The following is a 13,713-nucleotide window of genomic DNA, read 5'->3' as shown; positions in this document are numbered from 1 at the left end:
TATTGGCAAGTGGATGATTAAAGAAGCTTGAAAAACGGCTTCCAGGTATAGTATTGCCTAAAGGATAGAAAACACCATTATGAAAAAGATTTTATACACATGTTTGGCCTTAGTTACGCTTTCGAGCTTGACTTTAGCTCAACGAACCCTCACACTTGAAGAGTGTATTGATATAGCGCTTGATAATAATATTAGTATCAAGACAGCCAGAAATAATGCAATCAGTGCTAAGGCTGGGTATACCCAAAGTAAGTTTAATTTTTTACCTAGTCTGAGTGCCAATGCCAGTCATAACTGGAGTGAAGGACTTCAATTTGACCAAACTGTCGGTAACTTGGTTAATACTACCGCACTAAGTGGTGGTGGTTCTCTCAGTGCAGGGGTTACAATATTTAATGGTTTTAGAAATGTCTTAACCATGGGTCAGCGAAAGCTTCAATATGAAGCTTCTCTACAGACTATTAAAAGCAATATACAGGTCACCGAGGCCCAAGTAATTGGTTCTTTTCTGGATATTATTTCCACTAATGAGCAGTTGAAAATTGCTATTCAGACACTTGACTTACTCAATGATCAGTTAGCAAGACAGGAGAGTATTGAACGTGCCGGTACCGGTAGTATGGAGCAAGTCTATAATTTCAGAGCCCAAATTGCACAACAAAAACTGACTAAGGTTAACTTAGAAAACCAATTGGCTACCAGTGAGCTTACCTTACTGCAATTGTTGTTGTTAGACACAACTCAGGACTATGAGTTTGCCGGTGTTACATCAAATGATGCTCAGTTGGAGCAAGAGGTTGAGGAGTTTACTACTATATATGAAAGAGCTGAGAGCTTTAGCCCTAGCCTCAGGTCTGCCGAAATTAGTATGGAGGCTTCTAAGAAAGCGCTTAAGATTTCTCAATATCAATGGATGCCTACGTTAAGTGCAGGTGCATCATGGGGAACCAGTTGGTCCTCGAACTTTGTGAATGTGCTAGAGAGAGATCCGGTTACACAAGCACCCACCCGTACTGAGGTTGCTGATTGGAGTACACAATTTGAAGCCAATGAGCGAAAGGGTGCGAACTTGAATTTGAACATACCTCTCTTTACAAGGTTTGCCAATAGAACGGCAGTACAGCAGTCCAAAGTGCAATACCTCAATGCTGAGCTGAACCTTGAACAAACAAAGAATACCCTCATAAATCAAGTTCAACAAGCATATCTAAACCTTGTTAATGCAAAAACCAGTTATGCTGCTGCTAAAGAAAGTTTGGTCAACTTGAATACTTCTTTTGAGTTCTCAAAAACAAGGTATGAGAGTGGTACTATTGATTTTGTAACGTACCTGCAGAGTCTTAATCTCAAAAACGGTGCTGAATTTCAGTTAGTTCAAGCAAGATATGCTATCATGTTGAGAAAACTGATTCTCGACATCTTTACAGGCGAATTGGATCCAGAGAATTCTAATTAAGATTATATACTTCAACCGTTTGGTTGTGCACTAAGAAAATTTGATTGTTTTCCATAAGTACAAATTGATAAGGGAGATCGGGTAAACTGATCTCTCTTTTTGTTTTGTCGTATAAGTGAATCATCTGGAGTTTTCCACTACTAAGAAATACTATCTCATCGCCTGTGAATGTGAAAAAATCTATTCCACTCTCGGTAATCTTTTCACTGTAGTTTCCGAGGTTGTCAAAGACAAAGATGCCTTCCTTTGAGTCTCCTATAAACAAATAGTTTTGGTAGGATCGGATGAATTTGATATCCCAAGAGTCAATATCTAAACTCAAATTGAGTTGGTTTTCTATGAGTAATTCCCTGTCATTGATATCTATTTTCTTCAAACTCAATTCCTGATTGTTGAGGATCCAGAGGTTATTATCATTTGCTAATGTAGCTAACCCTGAAAAGTCACTGATTTGATTGCTGTTGACCTGATACCTTTCAGAGGCGTTTAAGAACCTATCGAGGAGTATGTATTCCTGGAAATTTTGATAGTATACAAATGTCCTCAAACCCTGCCAGGCATCTATGAGTGTCGGTGTGCCTTGCTTTTGAGGTGAGTAATGGTAAATCTCATTTCCCTTCTTATCGAGTTTGTCAATAGCCCCTTGATTGTTAGAAAAGTATAGGTAGCCTTGTCTGTCTATGGAAGCCGCTGTAGGTCTATAGCCAAGGTCAAATGAATAAGTCTTTTCTAAGCTTTGTGCTTGTAGAAAGGAGCCGCTGACAAGGCATAGGAGTATGACGTGACTAAGCTTCAAAAGTCTTTAGTTCGATTTTCCCATCACTGTATTCCGCATAAGTGCAATAGTTAAGCCATTCACCCAGATTAATGTACTTGCTGTTCTGTCCAACTTCCAGGTCTAATGGAAGGTGTCTATGACCAAAGATATAGTAGTCATAGTGTTTCTGTTTTTCCATTGCCTTGGCGAAGCTCCAAAGCCACTCATCTTCACCCATGAATCTTTGCTCAGTATCATTGGCTTGAGCACGACTCTTGCCTGACCAAAAATTAGCTAAGCCTATTCCAATGTTAGGATGGAGCCAACGGAAGCACCATTGAAAAAATCGATTCCTGAAGATTTTCTTGAGGAATTTATAACCTTTGTCACCGGGGCCAATGCCATCTCCATGCCCTATAAAAAGTTTAATGTCATCGATGGACACATCTATGGGGTCATAAATTACCTTGGCACCAATTTCCCTATCTAGATAACCAAACATCCACAGATCATGGTTACCGGTGAATATAACCAGGTTGATTCCTGCATCCGAAATCTCGGATAGCTTGCCCAAGAATCTCGTAAAACCTTTAGGTACTGTTGACCTATACTCAAACCAAAAGTCAAAGAGGTCGCCTACAAGAAAGATTGTATGCGCGTCCTTTTTACATTCATCGAGCCAGCGGATTATTTTTTTTTCTCGTTCCAAACTGACTTCTGTAGTAGGTACGCCCAGATGAAAATCTGATGCGAAGTAGACTTTTTGGTTTGGAGCTGGGTTTAATTCCATAAGTGAAGCAAAGTAAAAATTGCAAAACCTGTGTAAATAAAAAAATCAGGTCGTTAAACCTGATTTTTAATGTATTGAATTAAATTCTTATTCTGCCTTAGGTTCTTCAGTTGATGCCTCAGGAGTTCCCGTGTCTTCAACTATTGGTTCTTCCACCGCTTCCTCGGTTTTGGCTTCTTCAGAAATTTCTTCCTCAGCTTTTCCATTATTATTGGTAAACGCTTCATAAGTGGTCTGCTTTTCAAAAGGACGAGGTCCTATCAGTCCCTCTAAGTCAGACTGGAATAATATCTCTTTTGCAAGAAGTTCTTTTGCCAAAACTTCAAGTTCAGATTTCTTGTCAGTTAGAAGGCCGATAGTTCTTTGATAGGCAGAATCAACGATCTTCTTTACTTCTTCATCAATGGTCTTAGCAGTATCTTCCGAATAAGGTTTTGAGAATCCATATTCGTTTTGCTTAGAATCGTAGAAAGAGATATGCCCCACTTTTTCGTTCATGCCGTAAACAGTCACAATACTGTAGGCCACTTTCGTGACTCTCTCTAAGTCGCTCAAGGCGCCAGTAGATATTTTACCGAAAATGATTTCTTCGGCTGCTCGGCCACCCAACGTCATACACATCTCGTCAATCAGTTGTTCTGTCTGATACAAGAACTGTTCTTTGGGAAGGTATTGAGCGTATCCAAGTGCAGCAACTCCTCTAGGTACAATAGATACTTTAACCAATGGGTCAGCATGTTCCAAGAACCATCCTGCCACCGCGTGACCTGCCTCATGGTAGGCAACAATCTTCTTTTCTTCTGGTGAAATAATCTTGCTTTTCTTTTCAAGCCCACCTATCACTCTGTCAATAGCGTCCTGGAAGTCTTCCATATCGACAGCCTTCTTGTCTTTTCTTGCAGCAATTAATGCCGCTTCGTTGCAAACATTGGCAATTTCTGCTCCGGCAAAACCTGGAGTTTGAGCAGATAATTTTTTGGCATCAATGTCCTTCGCCAATTTAATGGGTCCGAGATGTACTTTGAATATGGCTTCTCTACCAACAATATCTGGTTTATCAATACCGATTTGTCTATCAAATCGACCAGGCCTTAAAAGGGCATTATCTAGCACGTCAGGGCGGTTGGTTGCGGCCAGAATAATTACGCCAGAATCGGTTGCAAAACCATCCATTTCTACCAAGAGGGAGTTCAATGTATTCTCTCTTTCATCATTAGAGCCAGGCATCTGTCCTTTGCCTCTGGAACGACCGATGGCATCAATCTCGTCAATGAAAACAATACATGGCGCTTTCTCCTTAGCCTGCTTAAAGAGATCTCTTACTCTTGCAGCACCAACACCCACAAACATCTCAACAAAGTCAGACCCTGATAAAGAGAAGAAAGGGACAGCGGCTTCACCCGCTACGGCTTTTGCTAATAAAGTCTTACCTGTACCAGGAGGGCCTACAAGCAGAGCACCTTTAGGTATTTTACCTCCAAGTTTGGTGAACTTAGATGGGTTCTTTAAGAAGTCGACAATTTCTTTCACTTCCTCTTTTGCCTCATCAAGTCCGGCAACGTTGTCAAAAGTGATCTTTACTTTGTTTTCAGCATCAAAAAGTGCTGCTCGAGATTTGCCAATATTGAATATTTGTCCGCCAGGACCAGCATTTCCCGTCATCCTACGCATCATCAACCAGAAGAAAAGGACAATAAGTATCAAGAAACCCCATGTACTCAAGAAGTCCATGATGGTGGTTCTGTCATCAAATTCAGTAGTAACTCTCTGTTGTTGTGGGATATTACTTGTTTCTAAGAAGTTGTCGTAATATGTCCTGAAATCCTCTGCTGAGAAGAACTGTTTTTGAATGGTGTAGTGTGGCCCACTGTTAAAGCCAAAGACACTATTACCATCCAGCTCAGTCTTATATTTGGCGTTTTGAAGCGCCTCTTGCTTAAGTGTTACCTCTACGGTATTTTGACCATTAATAAAAACCACTCGAGCAACATCATTGCTCTTGATCATATCTTCGAATCGCGACTTTGTAATGGCTATGCCAGAACTTTGACTTGTAAAGTATGATACTGCGAAAAATACTATGATCAGGGATACGAAAATCCATACCTGATTATTTGGTCTTTTACCTGCTGGTCCAGGTTTGCCTAGTATATTTTTCTTTCTTGGATTATCCGGCATTATATATTTTTTAAAATTTTATAAACCTACTTAATAACGCTCTCTTAACAATAAAGTTAACTATGGATTTTGAGAGACTTGCGTAATGATTGCGTCACCCCATAGTTCTTCAATGGCATAGTGATCGCGTTTCCCTTTATTGAAAATATGAGCCACAACATTGACGTAGTCGATAAGAATCCACTCTCTATTTGTGAACCCCTCTTTTCGCCAAGGGCTCTCCTTAGAGGCTTTCTTCATTTCATCTTCAACAGATTCGGCTATTGCCTCGATTTGGGTATCAGAATTTCCAGAGCAAATGATGAAAAAATCACTTATCGCACCTTTTACCTTTCTAAGGTCCATTATGACAATGTCCTCAGCTTTCTTCTCTTCCATCCCCTTAACAACGATGTTGCTCAATTCTTCAGAACTCATTCAATTGTATAAGTGATTTTAACTTAATTTTAGGATCAAAACTACTAAAAAATCATTGTACAAAATCCTTGCTAATACCTTATTTCTGGGCAAAAAAGTGATTTACATGCCAAGTTGTCATTCTACCAACGACATTGCCCTGGAAATGATCAGAAACACTGACATTGGAGAGGGGACTGTCATTATAACCGACCACCAAATAAATGGCAGGGGACAAAGGGGGAATTCTTGGTTGGCTAGCCCTGGTGAGAACATTACAATGTCTCTAGTGCTCAAACCTAAATTTCTAGAGGCATCTCAACAGTACTTTTTAAATATGGGTGTGTCTTTGGGCGTTTTGAAGACAGTGAATGACACATTAGGCGAAGATAAAGGCATGATTAAATGGCCGAATGATATTTTAATAGATAAGCACAAAGTCGCAGGTGTTTTGATAGAAAATGTTTTGGTGGGTAAAAAAATCGATCATTCTATTGTTGGCATCGGACTCAATGTCAACCAATTGAATTTTAGCGGAATTAAGGCCACTTCTCTTAGAGATAATTTGGGTAGAAGACTTGAATTGAAAAACATTTTGGAATCTTTGGTCGAGAATATCGAGGCTTTTTACTTAAAGCTTAAAGCTCATAAGACCTCTGAGATAAAAGGAGAGTATTTGAGGTATCTATTAGGGTATAAGACTAAGCTCAGATTTAAATCAGAATTTGAATTTGATGGTATCATCGAGAATGTCACTGATTCAGGGTTGTTGTCAGTTTTAGTCAATGGTGAGACCAAAGAGTTCAATTTCCAAGAAATCGGGTTCATCCTTTAATCTTTGAGCAATCTTTGATTTTGCTAATGGCTTAAGTTACCTTTGTGGCGCAATTAATACATGAATTATGCAAGAAACACTTGAGTACAAAGTAAAAGATATTAATCTATCAGATTGGGGTAGAAAAGAGATTGAATTAGCTGAGGCCGAAATGCCTGGTTTGATGTCTTTGAGAGAAGAGTTTGGCCCATCACAAATCCTTAAAGGAGCAAGGATAGCCGGTTGTCTTCATATGACAATTCAGACAGCTGTTCTTATCGAAACATTGAGAGATCTAGGTGCAGAAGTTTCTTGGTCTTCATGCAATATTTTCTCCACACAGGATCATGCCGCTGCGGCAATTGCTAAGGCAGGAATTCCAGTTTATGCTTGGAAAGGTATGAATGATGAAGAGTTCGATTGGTGTATTGAGCAAACCCTATTCGCGTTTGAAGGAGGAAAGCCTCTCAATATGATCCTTGATGATGGCGGTGACCTTACTAACATGGTATTGGATAAATACCCTGAGTTAGTACCGAATATTAAAGGTCTTTCTGAAGAAACTACTACTGGTGTTCACAGGCTTTATGAGCGTATGAAAAATGGGACGCTTCCAATGCCTGCAATCAATGTGAATGATTCAGTGACAAAATCAAAATTTGACAACAAGTATGGTTGCAAGGAATCTCTAGTAGATGCAATCAGAAGGGCAACAGACGTAATGCTTGCTGGTAAAGTAGCTGTAGTAGCTGGATATGGTGATGTTGGAAAAGGGTCTGCCGCTTCTTTGGCTGGTGCCGGTGTTCGCGTAATTGTTACTGAAATTGATCCAATCTGTGCGCTTCAAGCCGCAATGGATGGTTTCGAAGTTCAGAAGATGGACAATGCCATTCCTAGAGCTAACATTATTGTGACTGCTACGGGTAATTATAATATTATCCAGCAGCGACACTTTGAAGCAATGAAGGATAAAACCATCGTTTGTAACATTGGTCACTTCGATAATGAAATTGATATGGCTTGGTTGAATGGTAACCATGGTGATAGCAAAGTAGAGATCAAACCTCAAGTGGATCTTTACAATGTTAATGGTAACGATATCATTGTTTTGGCTGAAGGTCGTCTGGTGAATCTTGGCTGTGCAACTGGTCATCCATCATTTGTAATGTCGAATTCATTTACAAATCAGACATTAGCACAAATCGAGCTTTGGACTAATACGGATGCTTATGAAAATGCGGTGTATACTTTGCCAAAGCACTTAGATGAGAAGGTTGCTAAACTTCACCTTGCTAATATTGGTGTTGAACTTGAAGAACTAACTCAGGAGCAAGCAGAATATATTGGAGTAACGGTTGAAGGTCCTTATAAGCCAGAACACTACAGGTACTAGAAATACTAAAGTCGGTGGAGTTGAGGCAATTCCACCGACTGTTTTTTAATAACAAATAATATAAGGAGGCCTACTTGTCTCACCAACTGCCCACAGATTACCTGACCAGTTCGTTCCGTTGGTACTCGTGGCATAGAAGGTTTGCGAACTTGATTCACCCCTATAGACCAGAACAAGTTTGTTGCCATCTGCCGTCATGGATGGTCTGAATGCAGTTTTGGCCGAAGATGTAACATAAACGGCAGTTGTTGCTGACGTTGCTGGTACAACTTGCCTTGCTACCATGCGATTATTGTTAGCGTGATAAACAGCGTATAGATTACCGTTAAGGCTTGCTGCCGTCACACCGAATTTACCGCCCTGAATAGCTCCGCCAACAGATCCCGTGATCTCGACTGGGCTTCCCCATGTACTGCTTATTCCGTTAAACTTTTTATAAAACACCTTGTCGTCATTTCCTCTATTGTAGAAAATGTATAACTCGTTGTTATGAACTGTTAAATATCCTGGGTTGGTTCCTTCAAACGCACCTTGATTCTCAGCTGAAGTGACCGCCACCGTAATGGGGTTATTCCAATTTGTACCGTCACTGGATCTCATTATTAGAATTCGGTCATCGCCTCCAAAGCCCCCAATTGGGCTCTCAAAGGCAACATAGATTTGATTGTTCCAGACAGCTGCCGTCAGAGGGTTTAGCGTGGTAGCCCCAGAGACCATAATTGTGTTTCCTTGCCATGTATTTCCTCCATCTGATGAATATGAATATTTAATCTGGTAGCCACTAGCGGGATCGGCATGAAATACATAGATTTTATTGTTAAAGTAGACTGATGCCGGTCCTATATCCGTTTCTGAAGGTGAACTGACTGCACCTTGTCCTACCCAGGTAGTGCCATTTGAGCTCCTGCCTTGGTTGATAGATAGAGAGTTCTTTCCTCTCATATAAAGTTTAAACTCAACATTGCTGCCACCTCCTGTGCCACCTCCACCACTGCCGCTTCCACCACCGGAGCCACCACCTCCTCCGCCAGGACAATACAAACAGTCATCATCTATCAGTTCGGGTAGATCGCTGATTCGCGGTTCAACTTCTGGTGCTTCTTCACTGCATCCCCAAAGAATGAGGGCAAAAACAATTAGGTAATAGGGAATGTTCTTTTTCATTTGTGTTTATTTTAATAGTTAAAAGAATTATTTATGCTATTACAATAATGAAAGAGTATAGAGAAAGAAACATGAAAGCTATATGAATATTTTATAAAGCAATATTTTGTATGTGAAATCACAATTGAAAGAATTGCTTCCTAAGTCCAATAGGCTTTAGAAAACTAAAGCAAAAATAAAGGCCTCGAAAGAGGCCTTTATTTTTTAGGGATGATCCGGTTTTTAGTAAGAGATAATATAGGGAGATTTTTTCGTCTCACCCACTGCCCAAAGATTACCTGTCCATGTTTGTCCATTTGTACTGCGCGCATAAAAGACATGAGCATCAGAGTCGCCTTTGTAGGCCAAAACTAGGTGTGTACCATCTGAGGTGAGAGAGGGTCCTGCGCTCGTTTTTGCTGTGGATACATAATATCCCGTGGGGTTTGAAACAAGTGCGTTAACAGATAACATGTTATTTGTAGATGTTTTATATACAGCATAAAGGTTCCCATTATGACTGTAAGCTGCAACATGGTCTTTGCCAAGGATTGTGCTACCATTAATGTTACCTGTAATCTCCACTGGAGGTTCCCAAGATATATTACCAGGAATAGTGGAATCAAACTTTTTATAAAAAACACGCTTTGTAGAATGTTTGACATAGAATATATATAATTCATTATTGTGGACTGCTAAGTAACCTCTTGTTCCTGCTGTATTCTCGCTTGCAGTTAAGGGAGTACTATGATGAGTCCAGTTTGGAGTACTTGTATTTGTGTGTGATTTATATACCCTGATTTCTCTTGCAAATGTGCCTGGAGTAAAACGTGTGACGGCCACATATACAGCACTGTCATAAGTAACCGCTGACATGCCTATGCTTGTCCCAATGGAAGATGTGACTGTATTATTGGTGTTCCAGCTTGAACCATTGTCATCAGACCAGGAATATTCAATGTCCCCTCCAACAGTGTAAGCAGAAAAAGTAAATATTCTACCATTTAAATAGGCAGCAGCAGGGCTGACATCTGTTTGCACTGATCCGACCGAGCCTTGAGCGGTCCAGCTTGTTCCATTGGTACTAGTACCCTGATTTACGGTCAAGGAATTTTCTCCTTTCATATAGAGCTTGTAGGTTGTACTAGTTCCACCACCAGAACCACCACCTGGTCCACCAGAACCACCACCTGGTCCATCATCGCAATCATCACCATCAAAAGTGCAACCTCGGGAATCTAAGGGTCTCGTGTCCTCCTGTATTTCGGTTGTCTCACAATTGACTAAGAACACGCTTAAGAGTATTAGAAAAAATAGATTAATTTTTTTCATATGCTTATCGTTTATAGTTACAAAATGATTGAATTAAAAATAATTAAAATTTCTAAGAAAAATATTAATTCTTTATTAAATAATTATGAATGTATACAACATTATTTGAAGTGTTTATATCATGCCTCTCATCCCGCAGCCTTAAAAGAGCATGAGGGATTTGCTTACGTCAAGCACTTTATCCGATTGTTTGGGAGAGAGAATTAACTGACTATCTTGCCGTTTCAAATCTATGAAAGCAGACAAAATTACTTCGATTTATGCTAAAGGGACTAAGCGGAAATTGCTCAAGCTCTTTGGGGTTCAAATGAAGGATCCTTATATGAAGTATAAGGAGATCACGATATTTCAACAGCTTTTCACAAGTCTCAAACCTAAGAAGTGTTTAGAGTATGGCTGTGGCACAAGTACCTTATACTATTTGGATTTTCTGCCAAAAGAAACAAAGTGGTACTCTATTGAACACCATGAAGAGTGGTTCAAAAAAATTCATGCATCTAATGACAGAGATAATCTGGAGCTGATCCATGTACTTATTGGTGATAATGAACCTTCAAGCCTCGAAGATGATGATTATGTGAATTACCCTGAGCAATTTGGAAAGTTTGATTTCATTTTGGTGGATGGTATAAGGCGGGAGCATTGTATTCAAAAAGCCCACGATTTACTAACCGATGATGGCTTGTTGATCGTGCATGACAGCAACAGAGAACAGTATCATTCACTGATCAAAGAGTTTCCAAATTGGATGATTATCGAGGATTTTAGGAAGTCTGCGGGAGGAATAGGTTTTGCTAGTAAGAAATTGGATCTAGAAAATGTACTTGACCTTGATAGTCATATCGGCCTATGGAAGTTAGATACCAAAATTTCTAACTTCTTCAAATTCAAATTCTTGCTTGGAAAGAAGGCTAAGCCCTTTCGTTTTCAAAGATCCTCTAGCTAAGGACGAAAGACCAAATAGAATTTATGGAATTTAGATAAGTCGCCCTTAGTCGCATCGTTAAGAGCAAGGGCAAACTTAAAGAACTGAGATTCACTCGAAAAGTCATAGATATATCCAGACCATAACGTTTCGAAGCCTGTCAACATCGCCTGATTTTCTTCTCTTACTAAGGCGAGCGTCTGCTCTTTAGTGTCATTTATGGCTTTTATTTCTACATCTCTTATCGCCTTGCGGTTGGCATAAAAAGGGATATTGTGAATTAGCCATCCATCTAGGAATATGGGTGTTTCCTTAATAATTCGTTCGTCTTGCTGAATGATGTTACCTATGGTGTCATAAGGTCGGAATTCCTCCATTTTCGGCAGAAAGGCTGAGAAAACTATTAGAAAACCCATCATAGACCAAAATGGAATGTATACTTTAAGATTAGGCGTTTTATTCTTCAAACCGGCAACCAAAAGTGTTAATAATGCCAGTGGGACAGTATAAAGGCCTAGTGCTAAATTGAGTTCGAATACTGCATAACTAGTGACGCCAATTAATAGGGCAGCTGGAAAAAACAAGGAAAAACTCCAAAGCCCTTTCAATAATCTACTCTTGGGATTGAACCTCAAAAGCATTGGAACCAAAATGAGTATTAGGGCTGGATGGGCTTGGATCATATAAGTTGGAAGCTTCCCCTTAGAGACTGTGAAAATGATTAGCATTGTCAGAAGCCAGCTAAAGGCAAAGCTCATTTCCCTTATACGAGACCAATCTTTTAGATTTCTTATAAAGGCATAATAGAAGGCAAGGGAGTAGGGTACTATACTCCATGCGATCACAGTGAGGTAATAGAACGGTTGCGGTCCCCGATTTGCCTTGGACAAGGCTCTGTCAAAAGTCTCTCTTTTGTAAACTAACCAAAAGGAATCCCCCTCCTTTAAATACATATAAATAACCCAACTCAACCCAATGAGTAAAATAATAGGTACTCCTATATGCAATTTTAAGAACCTGATTTTCTTCCAAATTTCGAATATTTTGAAGTTTGTCTCGATCAATACGAACAAACCGATGATACCAGTAATAACTATGATATACGGGAAGCCTTTGGTAAGAACAGCGAGCCCTAAAGCCACATAAGACCAAAAGATAAATTTGAATTCTTGCTGTTTATAACCTTTAATAAACAGGTACATAGTCAGCGTGAAAAGGAAGGTTAAGGGTACTTCTGGACTGGCATATTGCTTAACGAAGATGAACTGAGCACTGGAAGCCATGATCATCATTGAGTATATTCCAGCTCTTTCTCCATAGAGCTGTTTCCCCAATAAATATACCAGCCAGACTGAGCCGAGTGCCATAAGTATAATGGGTAACCTTATACCAAACTCATTAATTCCAAATATTGAACTGCTTAAGGCTATGGCCCAGTAGGTTAGAGGAGGCTTGTTATATCTCGGTTCATAGTTATAATTGATGTCCAAGAAATTTCCAGATTCGAACATTTCTCTAACCGCTTCTGCATAGAAGCTTTCATTTGGAGTGAAAATGTCATTGACTTGAAAATTTATAAAGTATAGAATTGAAATGACACCAAAGATCATTAGGCTCTGCGACCTATTGGCCTGTTTGATAGTCAAAAAATCTAGAACTCTTCGCATCAATAATAGTGTTAAATTTGTCTCCAGATAAAGAACTGCAAATTTAGTAGTAATTAATTCCCAACAAGTTTTCTAAATAACTTAACGAAAATTGGAGAGACTCAATGTAACCGCCATAATACCGACTTTCAATGAGGAACAGAATATAGCAAAGGCTATAGAATCTGTTTTGTGGGCTAATGAAATCATAGTTATTGACTCTTTTAGTACGGATAGGACACTTGAGATTGCTGGTGAGTACAATGTTCAGCTTGTACAACATGAGTATGTGAATTCAGCTACACAAAAGAACTGGATTATTCCTCAGGCTAAAAATGAATGGATATTTTTATTAGATGCTGATGAGTATGCTACCGATGGTCTGATTGAAGAAGTTCGGACACTGTTAAAGTCCCAGGTTAAAGAAGTGGCTTACTGGATAAACCGTAAGAATTTCTTTATGGGCATAAGAGTGAACTATAGCGGTTGGCAGAACGATAAGGTAATCAGGCTTTTCAAGAGAGACTTCTGTAAATATGAAGATAAACACGTGCATGCCGAGATTCTGGCAGATGGGCCGGTCGGCCACCTGAAAAACGTCATTGAGCATAACACTTACAAAGGGCTTTCTCATTATTTGGCCAAAATCGATCGTTACTCCACCTGGAAGGCCTATGACAAGCTAGGTAAGGGAGCATCTACCAGTCTTTTTTTTAATAGCGTTATAAAACCCATTTACAGATTTGTATATCACTACTTCCTAAGGTTGGGCATATTGGATGGTAGAGTGGGCTTTGTGATTTCAGCATTGAATGCCTACGATGTAATGTTGAGAGGTGTTAAAATATGGAGAATCAAACAAGGTGAGAAAATTCAAAAATAG

At 39.6% G+C, this 13,713-nt stretch carries 12 protein-coding genes; 5 read left to right on the top strand and 7 right to left on the bottom strand.

Translation table 11 applies throughout. The features are described 5' to 3' along the window. Positions 1-79: 79 nt before the first annotated feature. Entirely contained in the window at positions 80-1,456 is a 1,377-nt protein-coding gene (locus tag BFP97_RS09845; protein ID WP_083262504.1) for a TolC family protein, read from the top strand. Here BFP97_RS09845 and BFP97_RS09840 read toward each other — a convergent pair. The 4 genes from BFP97_RS09840 to rsfS all read right to left on the bottom strand — a co-directional run bounded on the left by BFP97_RS09840 (position 1,449) and on the right by rsfS (position 5,598). Beyond that, complete coding sequence (locus BFP97_RS09840) at positions 1,449-2,252, bottom strand: hypothetical protein (protein WP_069842252.1); 804 nt, start codon at positions 2,250-2,252, stop codon at positions 1,449-1,451. The genes BFP97_RS09845 and BFP97_RS09840 overlap by 8 nt on opposite strands. After that, positions 2,242-3,003 carry a UDP-2,3-diacylglucosamine diphosphatase gene (locus tag BFP97_RS09835; protein WP_069842251.1) on the bottom strand — a complete coding sequence of 254 codons (762 nt, stop codon included), beginning with the start codon at positions 3,001-3,003 and terminating at the stop codon, positions 2,242-2,244. The genes BFP97_RS09840 and BFP97_RS09835 overlap by 11 nt, the downstream gene beginning before the upstream one ends. A gap of 87 nt (positions 3,004-3,090) precedes the next feature. Beyond that, positions 3,091-5,181 (bottom strand): ATP-dependent zinc metalloprotease FtsH, encoded by a 2,091-nt coding sequence (ftsH, locus tag BFP97_RS09830; RefSeq protein ID WP_069842250.1) that lies wholly within the window; start codon positions 5,179-5,181, stop codon positions 3,091-3,093. 60 nt (positions 5,182-5,241) lie between these two features. Beyond that, on the bottom strand, positions 5,242-5,598 hold the full coding sequence (gene rsfS / locus BFP97_RS09825; RefSeq protein WP_069842249.1) for a ribosome silencing factor: 357 nt from the start codon (positions 5,596-5,598) through the stop codon (positions 5,242-5,244). 106 nt (positions 5,599-5,704) lie between these two features. On the opposite strand from rsfS, the gene BFP97_RS09820 reads away from it, so the two are divergent. Together BFP97_RS09820 and ahcY are read left to right on the top strand one after the other, a co-directional pair. Beyond that, positions 5,705-6,412 carry a biotin--[acetyl-CoA-carboxylase] ligase gene (locus BFP97_RS09820; RefSeq protein WP_139135256.1) on the top strand — a complete coding sequence of 236 codons (708 nt, stop codon included), beginning with the start codon at positions 5,705-5,707 and terminating at the stop codon, positions 6,410-6,412. A gap of 67 nt (positions 6,413-6,479) precedes the next feature. After that, positions 6,480-7,784 (top strand): adenosylhomocysteinase, encoded by a 1,305-nt coding sequence (gene ahcY, locus BFP97_RS09815; protein ID WP_069842247.1) that lies wholly within the window; start codon positions 6,480-6,482, stop codon positions 7,782-7,784. Between the two features lie 45 nt (positions 7,785-7,829). On the opposite strand, the gene BFP97_RS09810 is transcribed toward ahcY, so the two are convergent. Together BFP97_RS09810 and BFP97_RS09805 are read right to left on the bottom strand one after the other, a co-directional pair. Continuing rightward, positions 7,830-8,948, bottom strand: a complete 1,119-nt coding sequence (locus BFP97_RS09810; RefSeq protein WP_069842246.1) for a glycoside hydrolase — start codon at positions 8,946-8,948, stop codon at positions 7,830-7,832. A gap of 222 nt (positions 8,949-9,170) precedes the next feature. Next, entirely contained in the window at positions 9,171-10,259 is a 1,089-nt protein-coding gene (locus BFP97_RS09805; RefSeq protein ID WP_069842245.1) for a hypothetical protein, read from the bottom strand. Positions 10,260-10,491: 232 nt separating this feature from the next. Between BFP97_RS09805 and BFP97_RS09795 the strand changes: the two genes are divergently transcribed. Continuing rightward, a complete protein-coding gene (locus BFP97_RS09795) occupies positions 10,492-11,205 on the top strand; it encodes a class I SAM-dependent methyltransferase (protein ID WP_069842243.1) in 714 nt (237 codons plus the stop codon). On the opposite strand, the gene BFP97_RS09790 is transcribed toward BFP97_RS09795, so the two are convergent. Further along, the gene (locus BFP97_RS09790) at positions 11,202-12,851 is read right to left on the bottom strand and encodes an ArnT family glycosyltransferase (RefSeq protein WP_069842242.1); all 1,650 of its coding nucleotides are present in this window, start codon (positions 12,849-12,851) and stop codon (positions 11,202-11,204) included. The two genes, BFP97_RS09795 and BFP97_RS09790, sit on opposite strands and share 4 nt — an antisense overlap. 91 nt (positions 12,852-12,942) lie before the next feature. On the opposite strand from BFP97_RS09790, the gene BFP97_RS09785 reads away from it, so the two are divergent. Then, the gene (locus BFP97_RS09785; RefSeq protein ID WP_069842241.1) at positions 12,943-13,713 is read left to right on the top strand and encodes a glycosyltransferase family 2 protein; all 771 of its coding nucleotides are present in this window, start codon (positions 12,943-12,945) and stop codon (positions 13,711-13,713) included.

Source organism: Roseivirga sp. 4D4, assembly GCF_001747095.1.
GTDB lineage: Bacteria > Bacteroidota > Bacteroidia > Cytophagales > Cyclobacteriaceae > Roseivirga.
This window is presented reverse-complemented; position numbering and strand designations above follow the sequence as displayed.